The sequence below is a fragment of the Oryzibacter oryziterrae genome, from assembly GCF_021864535.1.
GTDB classification, from domain to species: Bacteria; Pseudomonadota; Alphaproteobacteria; order Rhizobiales; family Pleomorphomonadaceae; genus Pleomorphomonas; species Pleomorphomonas oryziterrae.
This window is the reverse complement of sequence record NZ_JAKJIC010000024.1, coordinates 38,692-59,163: the sequence shown is the minus strand read 5'-3', so window position 1 is coordinate 59,163 and position 20,472 is coordinate 38,692. Positions and strand designations below refer to the sequence as shown.

Below are 20,472 nucleotides of genomic sequence, written 5' to 3'. Positions count from 1 at the left end.
CGGCCCATTCGGGCCGCCTCGCTCTTCGCTCGGGCGAGCTGGGCTCGCGTGGGTTTGTCTTCCGGCCCATTCGGGCCGCCTCGCTCTTCGCTCGGGCGAGCTGGGCTCGCGTGGGTTTGTCTTCCGGCCCATTCGGGCCGCCTCGCTCTTCGCTCGTGCGAGCAGGGCTCGCGTGGGTTTGTCTTCCGGCCCATTCGGGCTGCCTCGCTCTTCGCTCGGGTGAGCTGGGCTCGCGAAGGCGGAGGGATCAGGCTTGCGGGGCGCCGATGACCCATTTCCACGGCTTGATGGAAACGGCTTCGAACAGGCCCGCCTTGGCATAGGGGTCCTGAGCCAGGATGGCTTCGACCGCCTCGACGCTTTCGGCCTCAATGATCAGCATGGAGCCGAGCATGGCAGTGCCGTCGATGGAAATATAGGGACCGGCAACCGGAATGGAACTGGCGTTGGCCTTCAGGAACTCCACATGAGCAGGGCGGTTCTCAAGGCGGACGGCCATGTGGTCGGGCTTGTCGGTGCAACTGACGATGAAATGCATGCTTGCCTCTGCGGGTCGATGTTTGCCGTGGACGGTAGACACCTCGTCCCGGCAAGGCAAGTGCAAAGGGCCACAAGGAAAAGCCCGCCACCGCGTTGGCGGTGACGGGCTCATTCGGCGCGGCAAGAGAAACCGTGGAGTCCGAAATCAGATCGCGATGGTGAAGGCGCTGTCGACGTGGTTCTGGCCGACGACCTTCTCGATGGCGAGGCCGATGGCGGCGAAATTGCTGGGGGCCATCACGTGGATCACTTGCTGGCGCAGGAAGCTGGCATAGTCGCCGGCGACCTTGAGGATGGTGAAGGCCTGGAGCGAGCCTGTGGGACGGGTGTCAACCACAGCCGACCCCTCGATGGCGGCGACGACCATGGCCTTGGGAACGTGCATGTTGAAGGCATTGGCGTTGGAAGCGCCGAGTGTCACTGCAACGGCAAGAACGGTGCTGAACAGGATGGATTTCATTTGACTAAACTCCGCAGTTTCTCCGTGTCGCCGTTGTAGCAAGGGCGCTTGAAGACGCGGTTCCTGTCGTCAATGCAATTTACATGATCAAAATAGGCTTGTGTTTACCAGTTTTCCGGGGCGATTCAGACTTTGTTAGGATTGGTTTCCGCTGGATTGGGAGACTTTTGCGGAAAGCACGGAAATTGGCCGATCTGCCGGTTAAGATCTGACTCGCATTTTGCTAAAAGGCGTCAGATCTCGGTTTACGTGTCTCAACTTTCTGACTGAATCCCGCGTAACCGATTGTTTAGCATGGCCACAGGAAGACAGGTCGGTCCGAAAAGATTTCGGTTGCTGTCCGATGAAGGGATCCAGATGTCCGCCATTGAGATCGTGCGTTACCCCTCGCCGGTGTTGTCGACGGCCGCGTCCGCTGTGACGGATTTCGGGGATGACCTCGGCCGGCTGATCGGCCAGTTGAGCCGCGCCCTTGATGAGGCGCCGGCCATCGGGCTCGCCGCTCCCCATCTCGGGGTTCTCTTGCGCGTCGTTGTGGTGCGGCTGTCGCCGGAGCTGCCAGTTACGGTTTACGTCAATCCGCGCGTCGAGGACGCGTCGGTGGCCACTGCCGTGCATGAAGAGGGGAGCGTGTCGTTGCCGGGCGTGACGGAGACCGTCGAGCGGCCTGAGCGGATCCGCGTGAGCTACCAGCACGCGGATGGTGCGTCGGGCGAAGAGGTGCTGGAAGGCTGGCCGGCGGCGGTGCTGCAGCACGAGATCGACCAGCTCGACGGGGTCTTCTGGATCGACCGTCTCTCGCGCCTCAAGCGGGAGCGTCTGATCAAGCGCTGGAAGAAGCTGCAGTCTCGGTCTTGACCAGACGATCCATCAGGATTGCGAAGAGCGTGTCACGGGCGGCCTGTTGATTGAGGTTGTGATCGGAGCCAATCAGGCGCTCGAAACTCAATCCGGGATAGGCCGACAGCTGCTTGCCTTCGGGGCCGAACAGCTCGGCGAAGCGGTCGAGGCTGCCGTCCTCTTCGGCTGAGACGAAGGTGACATTGGCCTGCCGTTCAGAGAGCGCGTGGAACAGCGCTCGCCCCTGGCGGAGCCGACGCTGGGCACCGCTCCAGGGCCAGGCGGGCATCTTGCGCCATATCAGTCTCACGGCCTTGCACAGTGCCGCCTTGCGATCGATTTCACCGGACAGGAATTTTTTCAGCTTGTTGCCGTCGGTGAAACCCCGGTTTTGCAGGGCAAGGGGACGAACGTCGGCGTTGAGGGCGAGCTCCACGGTTTCGGTGGGGTCCCAGATGATGCGCAGCACGTTGACCATGATCAGCGCCTTGACCTCGGCACGCATCGCAGCGGTATGCAAGGCGACGTAGCCGCCGCTGCAGCGACCGATCAGAAGCGTGTGGTCATAGCCGTGGCGCTTGAGCCAGCCGAGGGCGGTGGCTGTATCGTCGCTGTTGTCAGACGCGTAGAGCAGTTCACGGCCGTCCTGACCGGCGCGCAACAGTGATTCACCATTGCCTGACACGTCGAAACGGAAAGAGGGATATCCGGCCTGGGCCAGGCGCCGCGCGTGATCGACGGCGATGCGGGACCAGCCGATATGCGGATCCCGTCCGGCCGGCACGAAGACGGTGAGAAGGCGGCTCCTGGGGCGCAACGGCTCGACCAGAATGCCGTAGAGCTGGTCGTTGGCGCCGAAGCGTACGGCCGTCTCGCGGAACTCGGCAGCCGAGAGCACGGCGGGCGGCAGCATGCGCGGGCCGGTTTCAGCCGGCTCCGGTTGCGGGAAGGCGGCTTTCAGTTCCGCGATGACGGCGTCGTAGGTTTCAAAAGGTGCCTGATTGCCCGTGGGGTCGCGCGTCACGCCCTCGTAGCCCTCAAAGGGTATGGTCTTGGCAAAGGCTTGTGCCAGCGCTGCGTCGTCCGGGCGCGCCTCTCGGGCCACCATGAGGTTGAAGGGGACGAGCGGACGACTGTCTCTGATATCGAGGCTGCGCAGGCCGATGGCGAGGTCTTCGGGCAGGGTAAAGCCACCGACGGAGAGTTCGCCTTCCGAGGCGCCCCCGATCATCGCCGACCAGGCGGCAAGCTCGCGCAGCCACACGCGCCCTTGCACCACGGGTGCCATGGCCACCAGGCCGGCGACACCGTGCAGATGGGGCAGGTTGTCGAGCGCCAGCGTGGCGCCGATGCCGTGACCGATCAGAACAAGCCGGCCGGCACCCGAATGGCGCATCAGTTGATGAGCCGCGGCGATCAGGGCCGTGTTCCAATGCTCAAGGGTCAGGGGCTGCGGATCCAGGCTGTCGCCCTGGCCGGGATGGTCATAGCGCAGCGTCGGGAAGCCCGCGGCGGCCAGTCGCTCGCCAAACTGCCGCCAGCTGCGCGCCATGCAGAACTGCTCGTAACCGCAACTTCCCACCAGAAGAACGGCAACATTGCCAGCCGCCGGGTGGTAGCTGGCCGCAATTCCGTCAAAAGCAAGAGGTTGAAACAACGCGGCAGGTGCGGACATTGGAACTTCAATCAAGAGAGGACGGCGTCAGGATACTCATATTGAACATAAGATGCATGCCTTTAAGGGGTGTGAACGTATGGTTTTGCCTGCAATGGCCGGAAAGCTGTGTCTCTTGTTTCGGAGCCTTGCGATTTGAGTTAGATTTGTGACGGGGGATGGGGCGCGTGCAAGGCAGAGTGAGTTATGCGTAACTGTGGAGAGCGGCGCCCCGGCGCAAGCCTGGCCCTGATGGCGGTTCTCGTCGGTGTGCCCTTTGCGGCGCAGCCGGCCCTTGCCTTTGAGGTCTTCGTGCACCGCTTCTTCGAGGCTGCTCCGGATGCCGCGGCGGACGTGTCACCCGATGCCCAGCGCTACACGGTCGACGTTTCCGTGGCCTCGCCGGATTCCGCCTTGCGCGATGCCGTCGAGGCCGCCTCGGCCTTGTGGACAGCACGCGAAGATCGGCCGCCTCCGTCGACTGCGGCCTTTCTCTCTCAGGTCGCCGCCGAATATGGCCGCATCACCGCGGCTCTCTATCGCGAAGGCCATTATGGCGGGGCGGTGGACATTACGGTTGGCGGCAAGGATCCCGACGGGATTGCGCCCGATGCTGTGCTGTCCAACCCGGTGGCTGTGAAGATCACGGTGGATCCCGGCCCGGAGTTTCATTTCGGCGACGTGCATGTGGACGGGCAGGCGCCCGCTCTGCCTGACGATCGTCCCCTTGCGACGCCCACAGGGCTCGGGCTTGTGTCCGGCCAGCCGGCACGGGCAGGTGCTGTTGTCGACAGCGAGAAGGCGCTGATCGACGCGTGGCGGCGGCAAGGACATCCGCTTGCGGCGATCCTCAGCCGCGACACGGTGGCCAATCATGACCGCAACACGCTCGATGTCAGCATCAAGGTCGATCCCGGCCCGCTCGCGCGTTTCGGCGGCGTGGCGGTGACTGGTACCAGCGCGATGGACCCGGCCTATGTGGCGTGGATGACCGGCATCCAGCCGGGGCAGCGCTACGATCCCGCCGTCATTGCGCGTGGCGAGAAGAACCTGCGCCGTCTCGGCGTGTTCTCCAGCCAGCGCATCGAGGAAGCCAAGACACTCGACCCCAACGGTCAGTTGCCCCTGACGTTGAATGTGGCGGAGCGGCCGCTCCATGTGTTCGGCGGTGGCGTCACCTACTCGACCCTGGACGGCGCCGGCCTTGAGGGCTACTGGCAGCATCGCAACCTGTTCGGCCATGCCGAGCAGCTGAAGCTGTCGGGTGAGATATCGGGCATCGACGGCACCAATGTGGGCGACTTCACCTATGCCGTTTCGGCTGATTTCAGCAAGCCGGGCATCTTCACGCCGTTCACGGATCTGACTGCAGGCCTGTCGGCCAACCGCAGCGTCTACGACAGCTATACCGAGACCGCTGTGACGGCCAAGCTCGGCTTGGCGCATGCGTTTGACGAGTATCTGAGCGGCACCGTCGGGGTTGACGTCACTGCGTCGCGCGACAGCGACCCCGAGGGGACCGACAAGTTCCTGTTTGCGGGATTGCCGGCAACGCTCGCCTATGACAGCCGCGACAGCAAGACCGACCCGCACGAGGGCTTCACGGCGCAACTGGCGCTGACGCCGTTCCAGGAGTTCTCCTTCGGCAACACGGGCCTGATCTCGGAGGCCAAGGCGACGGGCTATTGGGCGATGGACGCGAGCGGCGACTTCGTGCTGGCCGGCCGTCTCGGCGTTGGTTCGCTGGTCGGGGCGCCGTCCAGCGAAATGCCGAACGGTCGCCTGTTCTACGCCGGCGGCGGTTCGTCGGTGCGGGGCTATTCCTATCGCAATCTTGGCCCTACCAGCGGCGGCAAGGTGGTGGGCGGCCTGTCCTATGTCGACGGGTCGGTCGAGCTCAGGGCCAAGCTGACCGACAGCTTCGGTGCCGTGATCTTCGCCGATGCCGGCAACGCCTTTGCGTCAAGCTACCCGGACTTTGACGACGGCGTGAAGATCGGTGTCGGTGCGGGTATCCGCTATTACACCGGTCTCGGACCCGTGCGTCTCGACATGGCCGTGCCGCTCGATCCCGGGTCGGGAGACCCGTCCTTTGCCATCTATGCCGGTCTCGGCCAGAGCTTCTGAGGAGGCGAACGTGCGGAAGTTGATTGTTGGCGCGTTCGTCGCCGTCCTGTGTCTCCTCGGTGTGGTCTCGGTCGGTCCTGTCCTGGCCGATGACACTGTCAGTGCCGAGAAGGGAGCCTTTCTGAACTGGGTCGAGGAGAAGCTCTCGACGCCCGATCGCAAGATTGCGATCAGTGCGATCGATGGCGCGCTTTCCTCCGACGTGACGCTGCCGGAGATCACCATTGCCGACCGGCAGGGTGTCTGGCTGCGGATCCTCGGCGCCCATCTCAAGTGGAGCCGGACGGCACTGCTGACGGGGACGCTCAGTGTCGATACGCTGGAGGCCGATCGCCTCGAGGTGATCCGCAAGCCTCTGCCGGCCGACACGGTGACGCCGGCGGCGAGCGAAGGCTTCTCGGTGCCGGAGTTGCCGGTGGCCGTGGAGATCGGCAAGCTGCGGATCGGTGAAGTGGCTCTGTCCGCTCCGGTGATGGGCGAGGACGCGCTGCTGACCGTGGAAGGTGCGCTGTCGCTGTCCGGTGGATCGCTCACCTCCAATCTTGCCATTGAACGCATTGACGGCCAGCCGGCCAAGCTGGCGGTCAAGGCGAATTTCGACGGCGGCACCAAGACGCTTGACCTCGACTTCGGGTTGCACGAGCCGAAGGGCGGCATGCTCTCGGGCGTGCTCGGCATCCCTGAGCGACCGGCACTGGACCTGACGGTGAAGGGAACGGGGCCGCTCAGCGATTTTTCCGCGGATGTGGCCTTCGACAGCGACAGCCGCAGACTGCTTTCGGGCAAGACCACGATCTCTGCCGATGGTGACGGCTATCGCTTTGCGAGCCAGATGAATGGCGATCTCAGCCCGCTGGTGCAGCCCGATTATGCGCTTTATCTCGCCGGCGATGGGCATTTCGATCTCGACGGGCGCTATGGCGGCGACGGGCGGATTGCCATCGATCGGCTGACGCTGGCCGCGCCGGTGTTGAGCCTCGACGGGTCCGCCCAGTTGGCGGCAGACGGGTTTCCGACGGCGCTTGATCTCAAGGGGAAGCTTGGCAAGGACGGCAGCTTCCTGCCGATTGGCGGGGCCTCCTCGACGACCGGGCTGGGCGGCGCCCGGTTTGCACTGGTGTTCGGCCAGGGCGGGCGTTGGTCGCTGGACCTTGACGCCGATACACTGGTGACATCCGCCGGCAAGGCGGACCGCGTGACCTTGCGCGGCGGCGGTGTCGCCGAGGCGCTGGATCGGGCTGCTGACCGGCATGTGACCTTCGATCTGGCCGGCGCGACCCAAGGCCTGCAGCCGGGCGACCCGGATCTGGCGAAGGCCGTCGGTGGGGAAGCAGCCTTCAAGGCGGCCGGCAACTGGAGCGGGGGCCATCCACTTGTCATCGACCTTGCAGAACTGAGCACGCCGACGGCGGCGGCGCGCTTCTCGGGTGAAGTGACCGGTGGCATGATCTCCGGCAAGCAGCAGATCGAAATGGCGGACTTGCGCCCGGCGTCGGGTCTTGCGGGGCGGCCGCTGTCCGGGGCGTTGTCGCTGTCGACGACCGGCGGTCTCACGCCGATGACCGGCGCTTTCGATCTGGTGCTCGACGGCAAGGCGACGGATGTGACCCTTGGCGCTGCCGCGGCGGATCGGCTGCTGGCGGGTGTGGTGTCGGTGGCCGGGCGCGTGCGCCGGGATACGGGCGGGGTGCTGTTCGACGGTGTCACGCTCGGCGGTGAGGCCTTCTCGCTGACCCTAGACGGACAGCAGGCCAAGGCAGTGACCGATGTTACGGCGAGCGCTGAAATCCACAATCTCAACAAGATGTTGGACGAAGCCTCCGGCCCGCTCGCCGCGCGGGTGCATCTCGGCGGCAGCGGTGCCCCGTTTGACGTGACCGCCGATCTTTCCTCGCCCGGGCTGCGGCTCAGGGGGCATGATCTCAAGCCGCTCAAGATCGCCTTTGACGGGCAACTCGACGGGGCGAAGCTCGACGGACGTCTTTCCGGCGGTGGGGCGTTGGACAAGGTCCCGCTGCAAGTGGCGGCGAGCCTCGGCAGCGGGGAGGATGGCAGCCGGAGCTTTTCCGGGTTGAAGCTTTCGGCGGGAAAGACCAGGATTTCAGGCGATGTCCGGCTGTCGCCCGCGAGGCTGATGGACGGGCAACTGGCCATGGATTCGCCCGACATTGCCGCTCTGGCGCCGCTGGCGCTGGTGGAGGCGCATGGGGCGGTGAAGGGCACTGTGGGGCTGACCTCTGTTGGCGGACAGCAGGCGGCAGAGGTCGCCGTCAAGGCGAGTGGCCTGCGCGTGGAGGGCAGCAGCGTCGGCGCGGCGACCCTTTCGGCGGAGATCTCCGACCTGTTCGGCGCAGCCGCGGTGACCGGCAAGGGCACGGCGGAGGCGGTCAGTTCCGGTGGCGTCAAGGTGGCCTCGGTTGAGGCGACGGCGGAGGGAACTTTGCAGGCGACCCGCTTTGCCGTGACGCTGCGAGGGGTGTCGGCGAGCCAGGCCGTCCAGGCGGGTCTTGCCCCCTTCACGGTGGCGGCCAAGGGGCAATATGCCAATAATACCGTTGATTTCCAATCGCTTAAGGTTTCCGGCGATCCCGGGCTGTCCGTTGACGCCGCAGGCCGGGTGCCGTTGTCGGGGGCTGGTCTCGACGTGAAAGCCAAGGCAACGATCCCCCTGGCGCTGGGCAATCGTCTGCTGGCGGTCCGCGGCGCTCGCGTTCAGGGGACGGCGACGGCAGACATTCTCGTCAGCGGTTCGCTTGCCGACCCCCGCTTTGGCGGCTCGGTACAGGTGGCGGACGGCAGCCTTGTCGATCCCCAGAGCACCAACCGGCTGACCGGCATCGCCTTGCGCCTGAACCTGACGCCGAAGGCGGCCGTTGTCGACAGCTTCAGCGCCGTGCTCAATGGTGGCGGGCAGGTGGGGCTCAAGGGTTCGATCGGTCTTGATCCCAATGCCGGCCTGCCGGTTGATCTCAACGTCACCTTCGGCAAGACCAAGGTGACTGACGGCAAGATTATCACGGCCACGGTCGGTGGGGATATTTCCATCAAGGGATCGGTGACAGGCGGTCTTGCCGTCGCCGGCGGCATCGACGTGGCGCGGGCGGAGATCACCATTCCCGAGGGCATGGGCGCCAGCGCCAACATCCTCGACGTCAAGCATCGGCTCCCGCCGCCCAACGTCAAACGGACGCTGGAGCGGATCGTGGCGGCGGCGCCCAAGAAGGGCGGCAGCGTCTCCGGCAGCGTGGGGCTGAACCTTGAGATCCGGGCGCCGGCACGGCTGTTCGTGCGCGGACGCGGCATCGATGCCGAGCTGGGTGGTTCGCTCAAGGTGCTGGGAACGCTCGATAATGTCCAGCCGATCGGCAGTTTCAACCTGATCCGTGGACGGGTGGACGTGATCGGCCAGCGCATCACATTTGACCGCGGCAGCGTGACGCTGACCGGCGATCTCGACCCGTCCATCGACTTCTCGGCGACAACCGAGTCCGACCAGATTTCGGTTACCGCCTCCGTGACGGGCCGGGCGTCGGACCCGCAGATCGTGCTGAGTTCCTCGCCGGAGCTGCCGCAGGACGAGATTCTGGCGCGTTTCCTGTTCAAGCGGTCGATGTCGGAGCTGTCGCCGGTGCAGATCGGGCTGCTGGCGACGGCGGTGGCGCAATTGGCCGGCGGGGGCCGCGACAACGGCTTGCTCGACCGCCTGCGCAGTTCCATCGGGCTCGACGATCTCGACGTGACCACCGACAAGAACGGCAATGCGGCGGTGAAGGCCGGGCGCTATATCACTGAAAAGGTTTATCTTGGCGTCACCGCCGGTGGCAACGGCCAGAGCGGTGTGGCGGTCAATCTCGACATCACCAACGACCTCAAGGCCAAGGCGGAAGCGACGCAGGCCGAGTCGAAGGTGGGCGTCTATTACGAACACGAATATTGAGTGCGAACATGGCAATCGAGGCTGACAAGACGAGCATCGCCTTTCTGGGAATGGGGCTGATGGGGTCGCGGCAGGCGCCGCATCTGATCTCCGCCGGGCATCGGGTGACGGTGTGGAATCGCAGTCCCGACAAGGCCTTGCCGTTCAAGGAGCTGGGTGCCCGAGTGGCGATGACACCGGCGGAGGCCGTTGCGGGCGCCGATGTGGTGATCACCATGCTGTCCAGGGGCGAGACGGTGGCCGAGGTGCTGTTCGACCAGGGCGCCGCCGCTGCCATGAAGGCGGGGGCGATGGTGATCGACATGAGCTCGATTGCCCCAGAGGAGGCGCGCGCACACGCGGTGCGGCTGGAGGCGCTCGGGATCGAGCATCTGGATGCGCCGGTTTCCGGTGGCACCAAGGGGGCGGAAGCTGCGACGCTGGCGATCATGGCGGGCGGAAAAGCCGAGGTGTTCGAACGGGTTAAGCCGGTGCTCGAGCTGATGGGGCGGCCGCTTCTGGTGGGGCCGAGCGGGGCCGGGCAGGTGGCCAAGCTTGCCAACCAGATGATCGTCGGCATCACCATCGGGGCGGTGGCCGAGGCGCTGGTGATGGCGGAAAAGGCGGGGGCGGACCCGAAGGCGGTGCGGGCGGCGCTGAGGGGTGGGTTTGCCGAGAGCCGGATCCTCGACCTGCACGGAGAGCGCATGACGGACCGCGATTTCGTGCCCGGCGGCAGAACATCGTTACAGATCAAGGATCTGGAGAATGCGGCGCGCGTCGCCGAGGCTGCCGGGGCGAGCGACCCGTTCACGCGGCTGGCGCTGGATCTCTTCCGGAAAACCTATGAAAATCATGGGGATGTGGATCACGCGGGCCTGTGGCTGACGCTGCGGGACGGCTGATACGCGCCGTCAGCCGCCGAGGGTTGCGAGGATGCGGCCGCCGGGCAGCGCGATCGTGCCGCTGACCGGGCCGGTGCCCTCAAGGCGCAGCCTGTGCGGGTGGCCGGGGACAAGCGGCAGCCAGTTGTGCCGGCAGGAATGTCGCGGAAATGTCGCGTGGACCCAGGGGACATAGGCATCTGCATGTAACACGACCTCGGTGTACATGTCGCAGACCTCGCCGATGTCGCAGGTGACGCGAACGTCCGGTTGAAGGCGGTTGTGATCGAGTCCGAGCGGATGGTGGAAGGCCTCGGAGAGAGGTGTGCCGGTGGTGGCGTCGACCAGTCTGACAACCGTGACGTCGTGGCCCGGCGGACCGAAGCGATAGGCATAGGTGATGTCGAAGAAGGCGCCGATCAGGTCATAGGCGGAGCGTTCGACATTGGAGCGCGGGGCGAGCTCGATCTCGTGGCTGCGGCGGATGATCGGGGTGCGTCCATCCTTCAGGCAGAGGAGTTCGAGCCTGGCGGCGATGGCGTCGGCGGTCTCGTTGATGAGGTGGACCGAGAGGCCGTTGGTGCCCTCGTCGGTGAGCAGCACCTGGACCGGCTGCAGCGCGCGCCTGACAAGATGCCAGGCGGGCTTCGGCGTGCCGTCGCTGTCGATCAGGCCCCAGCCGGCACCGGGGGCGAGGTCCATCAGTGTCCAGACGAGCGCGCCCTGAGTGGGGGCGGCGGCCCGGCGCCACTCGGCGAAAGTCTCGGCCATGACGTGGCCCGTGACGAGGCGGCCGAGGTCGAGCCAGAGGGCGAGGTTCTCCCGGCGCAGGCGGTCGGGGTCGACCTTGAAGACCTCCCGCAGGTAATGCTCGCGCACATCCTCGAAATCCCAGGAGGCCGAGAGGTCGCGCGGGACGGTAGCCTTCCAGCGCGGATCGTGCGGTGGCACGCCGGGCAGATGCCGGTCGAGGTGGTCGGCCTCGGGGATGTTGGAGAAGGCAAGGCATTCGGCGGCAAAGCCGACGGCGGCGCGGCGGGCGTCCTCCAGCGGGCGCTTGTAGGCGCCGACGCCATAATAGTGGCCGACGCCGGCATTGGGCAGGAAGGGCAGCGGCCCGCCGCTGGGGGAGTTGGGCACATAGGGGACGTCGGGCCGATGGCGGGCGGCGATCGCAGGCAGTACCTCGTCATAGAGCGGGCCGGGCCAGCGATCGGAGGGCAGGCCCATCATGGCGGCCTGCTGGGCGGCCTCCGAGCCGCCGCAGAGCACGGTGAGCGACGGGGCGGTGCCGATCGTCGACAAGAGGTCAGCACTCTCGGCCTCGACCTCGGCGCGGAAATCGGGATCGGCGATGGGATAGTCGAAGTTGGCGAAGGGGAACTCCTGCCAGACCATCAGGCCAAGCTCGTCGCAGACTTCGTAGAAGGCGCGGCCGGGCGGGATCATGGTGCCGCCGACGCGGATCATGTTCATGCCGGCCTCACGCGCCTTGACGAGGAAAGGCTCGTAGACGGCACGGCTCGCGCCGAGGCCGATCGGGTCAGCTTCAGTCCAGACGGCGCCGCGACAGAAGACGGCTTCGCCGTTGACGGTTAATCCAAAGCCGGATTCGGAATTGCTTTCGATTGTGCGAAACCCCGCGTGACCTATATCAATGCGTGTGTCGCCGACGGTCAGTGCGAGGGGCAGAAGCGGCTGGGGGCCGTGGGTATGCGGCCACCACAGGGGTGCGTCGGGAATCGAAATATTAGCCGAATAAATATCGCCGTTTTGCGCGAGTTTTTCCTTGAATTTGCCGCAGTGGAAGGTGGCTGCTTCGTCATTTATAAGCCGGATAACTATTTGGACGTGGCCGGTGCTGCCGTCCATGCGCGTGGTGCAGCTTACGATCTCGAAGGGTGCCTGGGGCAAGAGGGTGCAGGCGCGGAAGGGACCGACGATGTCGACGGGCGGGGTCCAGCCGGGCATGTGGCCGATGAGCGGCGTGCGGACGAGGCGGAGGCCTTGCTCGGGGATCATGGGCACGCGCCAGCGGGCGCGCGGCCCCTTCACCTGAAGATGCGGGGCGAGGGCGCGGAAGGCGATCGACAGGCTGTCGCCGGCGGCAAGGTCGAGCGGCAGGCGGTGACGCCGGTAGGCATTGCGGCTCGTCAGCAGGCAGGTGTCGCCCAGGTAGACCTCGGCGATGGTGGCAAGGCCGGCAAGATCGAGCGTGAAGCGGCCGGTCGCCGGCACCGTCGCGCGATACCAGACGTCCTTGTCGTGGAGCTTCAACGGCGTGCCGGGCGACCAGAGGCCTGCTTCGGCCAGGGCGCCCGCCGCGGTGCCGGGGGCGGAGGCGGGCAGGCGGTCTCCCGACACTTCGGAGGGCAGGGCAAAGCGCCCGGCTTCGGTGACGACAAGGTGCCAGGAGAGATCGAGGGCGGAAGTCATGCGCGCTGGGTCCGGAGGAAGAACTGGCGCGAGGATAACGGAGGGAGTGGAAAGTCGGGTTAACGGAGGCGCGTTCTCTGGGCCGGACCGGCAAAGTGTGGCGGCTCGCGTGGGGATCCGGACCTTCGGGCTTGTTCGCCATGACTGCGTGGATGGTCCGCCTTCGCGGACCATGACAAGCGGAAGGGGGGAGGGTGAGCGGAGCGGGCTTGGTGCAATGAATGCCGGTGACTGTTTCGACGGCGAAGCCGGCGCAACTGTCACCTTGCGTAGGGGAACCGTACAGGCCGCGTGGGTTTGCGGCAGGCGAATAGGTGACGGTTACCGCTCACGCGGAAACAGTCACCGGCCGTCGTCGGGCCTGCCATTTGGAGGCGTTGGCTTTGCTTGGGACACTGGCGCTGACGGCCCGGCTTTCAGCTCGGTCCGAGCATTTTCTCCGGGCGGACCAAGCTGTCGAACTCCTCGGCGGTGACGTAACCGCCGGCAATTGCCTCCTCGCGCAGGGTGGTGCCGTTGGCGTGGGCCGCCTTGGCGATCCTGGCGGCGATGTCGTAGCCCACCTTGGGCGCAAGCGCGGTGACCAGCATCAGCGAGCGGTCGAGCGCGGCCTGGATGTTGGCGCGGCGCGGTTCGATGCCGGTGACGCAATGGTCGGTGAAGGAGCGGACGGCGTCGGTCAACAGCTGGACCGATTGCAGGAAGTTATAGGCCATGACGGGATTGTAGACGTTGAGTTCGAAATGGCCCTGGCTGCCGGCGAAGGTGAGCGCGGCGTGATTGCCGAAGACCTGGCAGCAGACCATGGTGAGCGCTTCGCACTGCGTCGGGTTGACCTTGCCGGGCATGATCGACGAACCGGGCTCGTTCTCCGGCAGGGCGAGTTCGCCGAGGCCCGAGCGGGGACCGGAGCCGAGCAGGCGGATGTCGTTGGCGATCTTGAACAGGCTGGCGGCCACGGTGTTGAGGGCGCCGTGGGTCATCACCATGGCGTCGTGGGCGGCGAGGGCTTCAAACTTGTTGGGGGCCGAGGTGAAGGGCAGGCCGGTCAGCTCGGCGAGGCGGGCGGCGATCGCCTCGGCAAAGCCCTTGGGGGCGTTGAGGCCGGTGCCCACGGCGGTGCCGCCCTGGGCGAGCTGCATCAGCAGGGGCAGGGTCATCTCGATGCGGGCGATGCCGTTGTCCACCTGCTGGGCGTAGCCGGAGAACTCCTGGCCAAGCGTGAGGGGCGTGGCGTCCTGGGTGTGGGTGCGGCCGATCTTGATGATGTCCGACCAGGCGGCGACCTTGACGCGGAGCGCGTCGCGCAGATGGGCGAGCGCGGGCAGGAGGCTGCGGCTTGTGGCGATGGCGCCGGCGAGATGCATGGCGGTGGGATAGGTGTCGTTGGACGACTGGCTCATGTTGACGTGGTCGTTGGGGTGCACCGGCTGCTTGGAGCCGAGCACCCCGCCGAGGCGCTCGATGGCGCGATTGGAGATGACCTCGTTGGCGTTCATGTTGGTCTGGGTGCCCGAACCGGTCTGCCAGACCACCAGCGGGAAATGGGCGTCGAGCTTGCCGTCGGCCACCTCCTGGGCGGCCTCGACGATTGCGGCGGTCAGGCGGTCGTCGAGAAGGCCGAGGGCGTGGTTGGTCTCTGCCGCCGCCCGCTTGATGAGGCCGAGCGCGTGGATGACGGCGAGAGGCTGTCTCTCCCAGCCGATCTTGAAGTTACCGCGCGAGCGCTCGGTCTGGGCGCCCCAGTAGACGGAGGCGTCGACCTCGATGGGGCCGAAGGTGTCGGTTTCGATGCGGGTGGACATGGGGGAGCTCCGGCTGGCGGCGCGTGGCGCGCATGGACGTTGGGCCGGATGTTAGGCCGTCTCGGCTGCGGGCGTCAGGGGAAATGCGCGGGCGGGTTTGGCCCCGGCGTTCAAGATTGCGCGAGGAGTAGGGCGTCCAGCTCTTCGATGCGGTCGTCGCCGAAGACGGTGATGCCGTGACGGGCGAGCAGCGCGGTGGTGACACCGTTGCCGGGGTGGCGGAGGCCGGAGAAGCTGCCGTCGTAGATCGTGGCGCTGCCGCAGGAGGGGCTGCGCTCGGTGAGGAGCGCGTGGGTGCAGCCGGTGGCAAGCGCGAGATCGAGGGTGGCGCGGGCGCCGGCAATGAAGGCGGTGGTGACGTCGTCGCCGAGGGCGTCGAACACGCGGGCGCGCCCGTCGAGCACATCATCGCCGCTTTGGGCGCGTTCGATCTCGGCGCTGGGACGCGGGGTGAGCAGGCCGCCCAAGCCTTCGGGGCAGGCGGCGACCACACGGCCTTCCGCCTGCCAGCGGGCGAGAATGGCGTGACCGGTGAGACGGGCGTTGCCGTCATAGCGGACGGGCTGGCCGAGCAGGCAGGCGCTGACGAGGATTCGGATGGTCATGGGCCGAGCATAGGGCGCGACAGCGCGCGCGTCGATCCCGGACCGGACTGTCGCCACGCGAGTCTGGCTGGGGAGATTCTCTCAATGCGAGTGTCTTCCAGTTGGACTCACGATGCCGTGACTCCTGTTCAGCATGACTCTTTGCTGCGCAACATGGCCGCAGCATGAGCCGCGGCCGCGCCTTCGATGCGGGCTTGTTGCTGGTGTCAGCCGAGCTTGGAGGTCAGGCCGGCGATGAGCTTGTCCCAGCTTTCCGCGGCCGGCGTCATCATGGGCGGCAGGCTGTCGGCCTTGCGGCGGGCGACGGCGCGGGCGAGCTGGAACTGCACGATCTTCGCGGTCTCGGAGATGGCGAAGGCGGCGTCGCGTTCGGCGGCAAATTCGCCCTTGCCCTGGGCTTCCAGCCAGTCCAGGTGGTCCGAGAGCAGCAGGAAGTTGGCGCCGAGTTGGCGGAGCGTATTGAAGGCGTATTTGTGGAAGAAGGCCGGGCGCTCATAGAGACCGGCGGCCTGGGCGGCGAAGCGCTGGGCAAAGGCCGTGACCGGGTTGGCGACGGGCACGCGGGCGAGATGGCGAGCGAGCAGCGCCGCCGCCTTGTCCGCGAGGGCGGAGGTGTCGATACGCTCGGGCAGCTTGACGAATTCGGTATAGGGCAGGAAGGGCGCGTCCGGCGCGCGACGGCCGATCTGGAACAGACCGTCGAAATCGGCGCCTTCGAGGGTGAAGTAGCCGGCGTTGTGGAAATAGTCGAGGCGACGGGCGGTGAGATCGATGCGGTTGACGCCAACCGTGGTCTTGCCGTGCTCGAGGCCATAGGCGACGCCGCGCGTGTCGGGCAGGAAGAAGCTGTCGAGTTCGATCAGGCAGAGGCGACCGCGCGCCACCTGTTCGGCCAGATGCAGCTCGGGATCGTCGAAGATGGCAAGTTCGGCGAGGCGCAGGCCGTAGAGATGCTCGAGATCCTCGGGTGGGATCTTGAAGAAGGTGAACTGATCGCCTTCGAAATCCTGGGTCAGGGTGAAGCCGAAGGCTGCCTCGGGCGGGGCACCGAGGCAGGCGATCATCTCGATCCACAGATCGACGGAGCAATTGGTCTCCGGCCAGGCGCGCTCGGCGGCATGCAGGGGATGCGGCCGGTAGCTCGCGGGGTCGAGGGCAGGAAAGACGGCCGTGTGGCCGCCTGCCGGAGGAGACGAAGTTGCCAGCGCGCTCATTCAGTCCCCCAAAGCGCCTCGCGAACCGGTGCCGGCCATTCGGTGACGTCGAGGCCGTGGTGACGGAACAGCGCCAGCGCCACCCGTTCGAGGCCGAAGCCGACGCAAGCGGTGTGGGCCACGGCACCGTCGGCGGTTTCGATGCCCCAGGTCTTGCCGAAATGGTCCTGGTGATAGTTGAAGGACAGGCAGGCGGTGGGGTTCTCTTCCGAGTTGACCGGCACGAGAAGCTCGAACTTCAGGGCCTGCTCGCGCTGCGTCATCTTCATCATGCGCCCGGCGCGGCCGAAGAAGGGATCGTTGGCCACGTCGACGGTGAAGGGCAGGCCGACCATGGCGATGAGCTTCTGGCCGAGATCCATCCATTCCTCGCGGAAGGCCTGAACCTGCTCGGGCGTGCCGGAGCGGACATATTCGCGCATGCGGAACAGCTGCTGGCGCGTCGGCTCGCTGGAGGGCTCGCGGCGGAAGCAATAGGACTGCAGGTCGAAGGTGACGCCGCCCTCGGGCAGGGCCCCACGACGGGCGATCACCGGATAGAGCGGATAGCAGGCGGCCGGTGTCAGGACGATGTCGGTGGCCTTCTGGCCGCCGGTCCAGTCGTCCCCCGCGGCGACGCATTCGAGCAGGGCCGCGTGGTCCTGGTCGTTGCCGCAGAAGGCGTGAACCGTGCCGGCGAGGTTCGGGAAGCTCTTGAGATAGCCCGAGCGTTCGAACCAGGCGCGCGGCATGGCGGGCGGGAAGCGCAGCACTTCCGCCTTCTGGAAGGCGCCGAGGCGGCTCACCAGAGCATCGAAGCGGGCGATGACGTCCTCGAAGACGCCCGAGCGGCCGTAGAGGCCCTGAACGCCGGTCTCCACCAGGAGACCGGTTGCGAACAGCTTGTCGAGAAGGCTGGCCTGTTGATCCATCGGTCTCACCCCAGGAGGCTGGTGTCGGGCTTGGTCATCGCCAGCATGCCGGCGACATTGAGCTTCACGCGATCATTGGAGATCATCAGCTGCGCCGAATGGGCGTCACGCAGATGGCGGCCGAGGCTGTAGGGCGTATCCATGCGATAGCCGGGCAGGCCGCAGACGTTCATGCATTCGTTGATGATCTCGAGAATGGTCTCCGACGTGGTGACCTTCAGGAGGTTGATGGCGACGCCATAGCCGACCGACTGCAGATAGTCGTGGTCGCGCTTGGCCATCTCATACTGGTCGATGGCGACCAGCAGGTTGGACTTGATCATCTGCAGGTGGCCGAGGGCCTTGACCAGATGCGGCGCGCCGACAGGCGTCTGGCCGGGATTGCGGCGGGCTTCGCTGCGGATGAAGCTCTGGGCGCGGGCACAGGCGTCGGCGGCAATACCCCACCACAGGGCGCCCCAGAGGATATGGGCCTGGGCCAGCATGGACTCGGCGGCGATTTCGGCGAAGGGCTGCGGCAGGATCTGGCAGGCGTCGCCCTCGGAGCGGAACATGAAGCCTTCCGAGCGGGTGCCGCGCATGCCGAGCACGTTCCATTCATGGGTGCGCTCGAGGCTGTACTGGTCCTTCATGACGACGGTCATCACCTGGTCGGTGGGGGCTGCGTCCTTGTGGGCGCGCGAGGTGACCATGATGGCGTCGGAGATCTCGGCGTAGGAGATGCAGCTCGCCGCCTTGTCGAGCTTGAAGCGATCGCCGGTGACCTCGACATGGCAGATGGAGTTTCTGAGGTTGCCGCCGATGCCGGCCTCGGTGGTGGCCGAGCCCATGACCAGCTGTTCGGCGCAGATGCGGGCCATGAGATCGCGATGCCACTCCGAGCCCATGCCGTGTTCGACGAGGCTCGACATCTTGATCTGGTGCATGGCGAAGATCATGGCCGACGAGCCGCAGGCCGTGCCGAGGATGGCGCAGGCGTCGGCGATCTCGGCGGTGGTGGCGCCCTCGCCACCCAGCTCCACCGGCACCATGACCGACAGCAGCTTCTCGATCTTCAAGGCTTCGACGGCCTCGCGGGGCACGCGGTTCTCGGCGTCGACCTGGTTGGTATACTGCGCGGCGATGGCGGCGACGCGACGGACGCGGTCGGCCAGGCGGTTCGCGGTGAAGGAGCCCATGGCGTTCATGATCAGGCGGCCTTCCTGTCGGCGGTGAGTTCATCGACGCAGGCCTGAATGGCCGCGATCGACGCAAAGGAGCGACGGTTCAGCATGCGGTCCGGAAATTCGATGTCGAAGGCGTCCTCGATGGACAGCATCAGCTGCACCGACGCGAAGGACGAAAGGCCCGCGGCGTAGAGATCGGCCTCATCGGCCAGCGTGGCGACGTCGACCGAAAGGTTGCCGTGCTTGGAAATCAGCTCGCGAATATCTGCCGTCATTGTCTGCCTCTCTTTCGAACGTGTGTTTCCCTGGAGCTGCGCTGCGTCACATGGCTCGACCCTCGACAGGCCTGCCTTGTGCGGTGCGCTTGTTTGTAGGAGCAGTAGATAGCGTAGAAACGTTGGGAAAACATTAAAAAGCCGAATTAAATACTATTTTTACCATAGTGTACTCTGCGAAATATTTGTGTAAATAGTTCATCATACGGATCATGGAGAATTTTATATTTAATGTTTACCTGGAATTCAGGTTAAGATGGTGTTCTTCGCATGCTTCCAGCGCGGATGGGGCTTCCGGCTGCTGCGGAGCTCCGGCCGGCCTGTCGTCTCTCCTGCTGGCGAATGTCCCTGAAAAAAATCGGGTTTTCCTGACTGACGCCCTCGGGTCCCCGATGCTATATAGGCCCTACCGGTGGGTCAGGTTGCTTTCGGCGGAAATGGCCGGACGGAAGGCCGCCGGCTTCATCGCCCGCGCGCCCGTCGGTCCCGACGGGTTCAGGCCGCGGCGGTGCGCAAGGGGTGGCTTGAGGACATGCTGATTGCCCGGCAACAATCGATCCTGGATCTCGCCAAGCAGGTCGGTCGCGTCACGGTCGAGGACCTCGCGGCCCGGTTCGTGGTGACACCGCAGACCATTCGCAAGGATCTCAACGAGCTGTGCGATCGGCGCCTGCTTGCCCGCGTGCATGGCGGCGCGGTGCTGGCCTCGTCGACGGAGAACGTGGGCTATGACGCCCGCCGGCAGATTGCCTCGTCAGAGAAGATGCAGATCGGACAGGCGGCGGCCAATCTGGTGCCCAATGATTCCTCGCTGTTCATCAACATCGGCACCACCACCGAAGCGGTGGCGCAGGCGCTGCTGCAGCACACCGGGCTGATGGTGATCACCAACAACATCAATGTTGCCAATGTGATGCGGGCCTATCCGCAAATCGAGGTGGTGATTGCCGGTGGGGTGGTGCGCCGGTCGGACGGCGGCATCGTCGGCGAGGCGGCGGTGGATTTCATCCGGCAGTTCAAGGTGGACTTTGCCATCGTCGGCACGTCGGCGATCGACGAGGACGGCTCGCTGCTGGACTATGACTATCGCGAGGTGAAGGTGGCGCAGGCGATCATCGCCAATGCCCGCCGCGTGATCCTTGTGGCCGACCAGACCAAGTTCGATCGAACGGCGCCGGTGCGCATCGGATCGGTGGCCCAGGTGGACGTGTTCGTGACCGATCGTTGCCCAAGTGAAGGAGTGCGTGGGCTATGCCGTGCGGAGGGTGTCGAACTCATCGAAGCGGCGCCGGATTGGGGTGAGCCGGATACGGGAAAACCAGCAGAGGCCGAATAAATAATCGTTTCGGCTGCGCATGTTGCCTTGCACAATGGTACGGGTCTGATATCCAAAGGGCATGCTGAGCGAGACAGGTTCGGACGGCTTGCAGACGGTGCGGAGCGCAGGAGGTGAGGGGACCTCCCAAGGTGCTCTGGATCGCGGCCTGCCGCATATGGGCCAACGGGAAACCCAGTAGAGTTTTCGTCCTGAAAAGGGTCGTTCATCTTTTTCTGGGCATAGTTTGGCAATAGCCTGACTTGCTTGAGGCATAGCCGCGATTTCGAGTGGAGCAACTGTGGACGCGATTTTCGGAAACCG

The 20,472-nt window shown here is 65.6% G+C and carries 15 protein-coding genes; 5 read left to right on the top strand and 10 right to left on the bottom strand.

Annotation, left to right across the window (positions count from 1 at the left end; all coding sequences use genetic code 11):
• Positions 1-247: 247 nt before the first annotated feature.
• A complete protein-coding gene (locus L2I41_RS19110; protein WP_237155180.1) occupies positions 248-538 on the bottom strand; it encodes a YciI family protein in 291 nt (96 codons plus the stop codon).
• A 147-nt stretch (positions 539-685) separates the two neighbouring features.
• A complete protein-coding gene (locus L2I41_RS19105) occupies positions 686-1,000 on the bottom strand; it encodes a hypothetical protein (protein WP_237155179.1) in 315 nt (104 codons plus the stop codon).
• A 357-nt stretch (positions 1,001-1,357) separates the two neighbouring features.
• On the opposite strand from L2I41_RS19105, the gene L2I41_RS19100 reads away from it, so the two are divergent.
• Complete coding sequence (locus tag L2I41_RS19100) at positions 1,358-1,858, top strand: peptide deformylase (RefSeq protein ID WP_237155178.1); 501 nt, start codon at positions 1,358-1,360, stop codon at positions 1,856-1,858.
• On the opposite strand, the gene L2I41_RS19095 is transcribed toward L2I41_RS19100, so the two are convergent.
• Entirely contained in the window at positions 1,824-3,515 is a 1,692-nt protein-coding gene (locus tag L2I41_RS19095) for an alpha/beta hydrolase (RefSeq protein ID WP_237155177.1), read from the bottom strand. The genes L2I41_RS19100 and L2I41_RS19095 overlap by 35 nt on opposite strands.
• A gap of 186 nt (positions 3,516-3,701) precedes the next feature.
• Between L2I41_RS19095 and L2I41_RS19090 the strand changes: the two genes are divergently transcribed.
• The 3 genes from L2I41_RS19090 to L2I41_RS19080 are packed head-to-tail and all read left to right on the top strand — an operon-like array spanning position 3,702 to position 10,442.
• Entirely contained in the window at positions 3,702-5,621 is a 1,920-nt protein-coding gene (locus L2I41_RS19090; protein WP_237155176.1) for an autotransporter assembly complex protein TamA, read from the top strand.
• 10 nt (positions 5,622-5,631) lie between these two features.
• On the top strand, positions 5,632-9,558 hold the full coding sequence (locus L2I41_RS19085; RefSeq protein ID WP_237155175.1) for a translocation/assembly module TamB domain-containing protein: 3,927 nt from the start codon (positions 5,632-5,634) through the stop codon (positions 9,556-9,558).
• Positions 9,559-9,566: 8 nt separating this feature from the next.
• Positions 9,567-10,442: an NAD(P)-dependent oxidoreductase gene (locus L2I41_RS19080; protein ID WP_237155174.1), complete on the top strand. Its 876-nt coding sequence runs from the start codon at positions 9,567-9,569 to the stop codon at positions 10,440-10,442.
• A 9-nt stretch (positions 10,443-10,451) separates the two neighbouring features.
• On the opposite strand, the gene L2I41_RS19075 is transcribed toward L2I41_RS19080, so the two are convergent.
• The 7 genes from L2I41_RS19075 to L2I41_RS19045 all read right to left on the bottom strand — a co-directional run bounded on the left by L2I41_RS19075 (position 10,452) and on the right by L2I41_RS19045 (position 18,833).
• Positions 10,452-12,857, bottom strand: a complete 2,406-nt coding sequence (locus tag L2I41_RS19075) for a glycosyl hydrolase 2 galactose-binding domain-containing protein (RefSeq protein ID WP_237155173.1) — start codon at positions 12,855-12,857, stop codon at positions 10,452-10,454.
• Positions 12,858-13,273: 416 nt separating this feature from the next.
• Positions 13,274-14,662: a class II fumarate hydratase gene (gene fumC / locus L2I41_RS19070; protein ID WP_237155172.1), complete on the bottom strand. Its 1,389-nt coding sequence runs from the start codon at positions 14,660-14,662 to the stop codon at positions 13,274-13,276.
• Positions 14,663-14,772: 110 nt separating this feature from the next.
• Positions 14,773-15,267 (bottom strand): 2-thiouracil desulfurase family protein, encoded by a 495-nt coding sequence (locus L2I41_RS19065; protein ID WP_237155171.1) that lies wholly within the window; start codon positions 15,265-15,267, stop codon positions 14,773-14,775.
• A 206-nt stretch (positions 15,268-15,473) separates the two neighbouring features.
• Positions 15,474-16,481 (bottom strand): DUF1839 family protein, encoded by a 1,008-nt coding sequence (locus L2I41_RS19060; protein WP_237155170.1) that lies wholly within the window; start codon positions 16,479-16,481, stop codon positions 15,474-15,476.
• Complete coding sequence (locus L2I41_RS19055; RefSeq protein ID WP_237155169.1) at positions 16,478-17,392, bottom strand: amino acid--[acyl-carrier-protein] ligase; 915 nt, start codon at positions 17,390-17,392, stop codon at positions 16,478-16,480. Before L2I41_RS19055 ends, L2I41_RS19060 begins: the two co-directional genes overlap by 4 nt.
• A 5-nt stretch (positions 17,393-17,397) precedes the next feature.
• Positions 17,398-18,579 carry an acyl-CoA dehydrogenase family protein gene (locus L2I41_RS19050; RefSeq protein ID WP_237155168.1) on the bottom strand — a complete coding sequence of 394 codons (1,182 nt, stop codon included), beginning with the start codon at positions 18,577-18,579 and terminating at the stop codon, positions 17,398-17,400.
• A gap of 2 nt (positions 18,580-18,581) precedes the next feature.
• Complete coding sequence (locus L2I41_RS19045; protein ID WP_237155167.1) at positions 18,582-18,833, bottom strand: acyl carrier protein; 252 nt, start codon at positions 18,831-18,833, stop codon at positions 18,582-18,584.
• A 532-nt stretch (positions 18,834-19,365) separates the two neighbouring features.
• On the opposite strand from L2I41_RS19045, the gene L2I41_RS19040 reads away from it, so the two are divergent.
• The gene (locus L2I41_RS19040; protein ID WP_237155183.1) at positions 19,366-20,169 is read left to right on the top strand and encodes a DeoR/GlpR family DNA-binding transcription regulator; all 804 of its coding nucleotides are present in this window, start codon (positions 19,366-19,368) and stop codon (positions 20,167-20,169) included.
• Positions 20,170-20,472 lie beyond the last annotated feature (303 nt).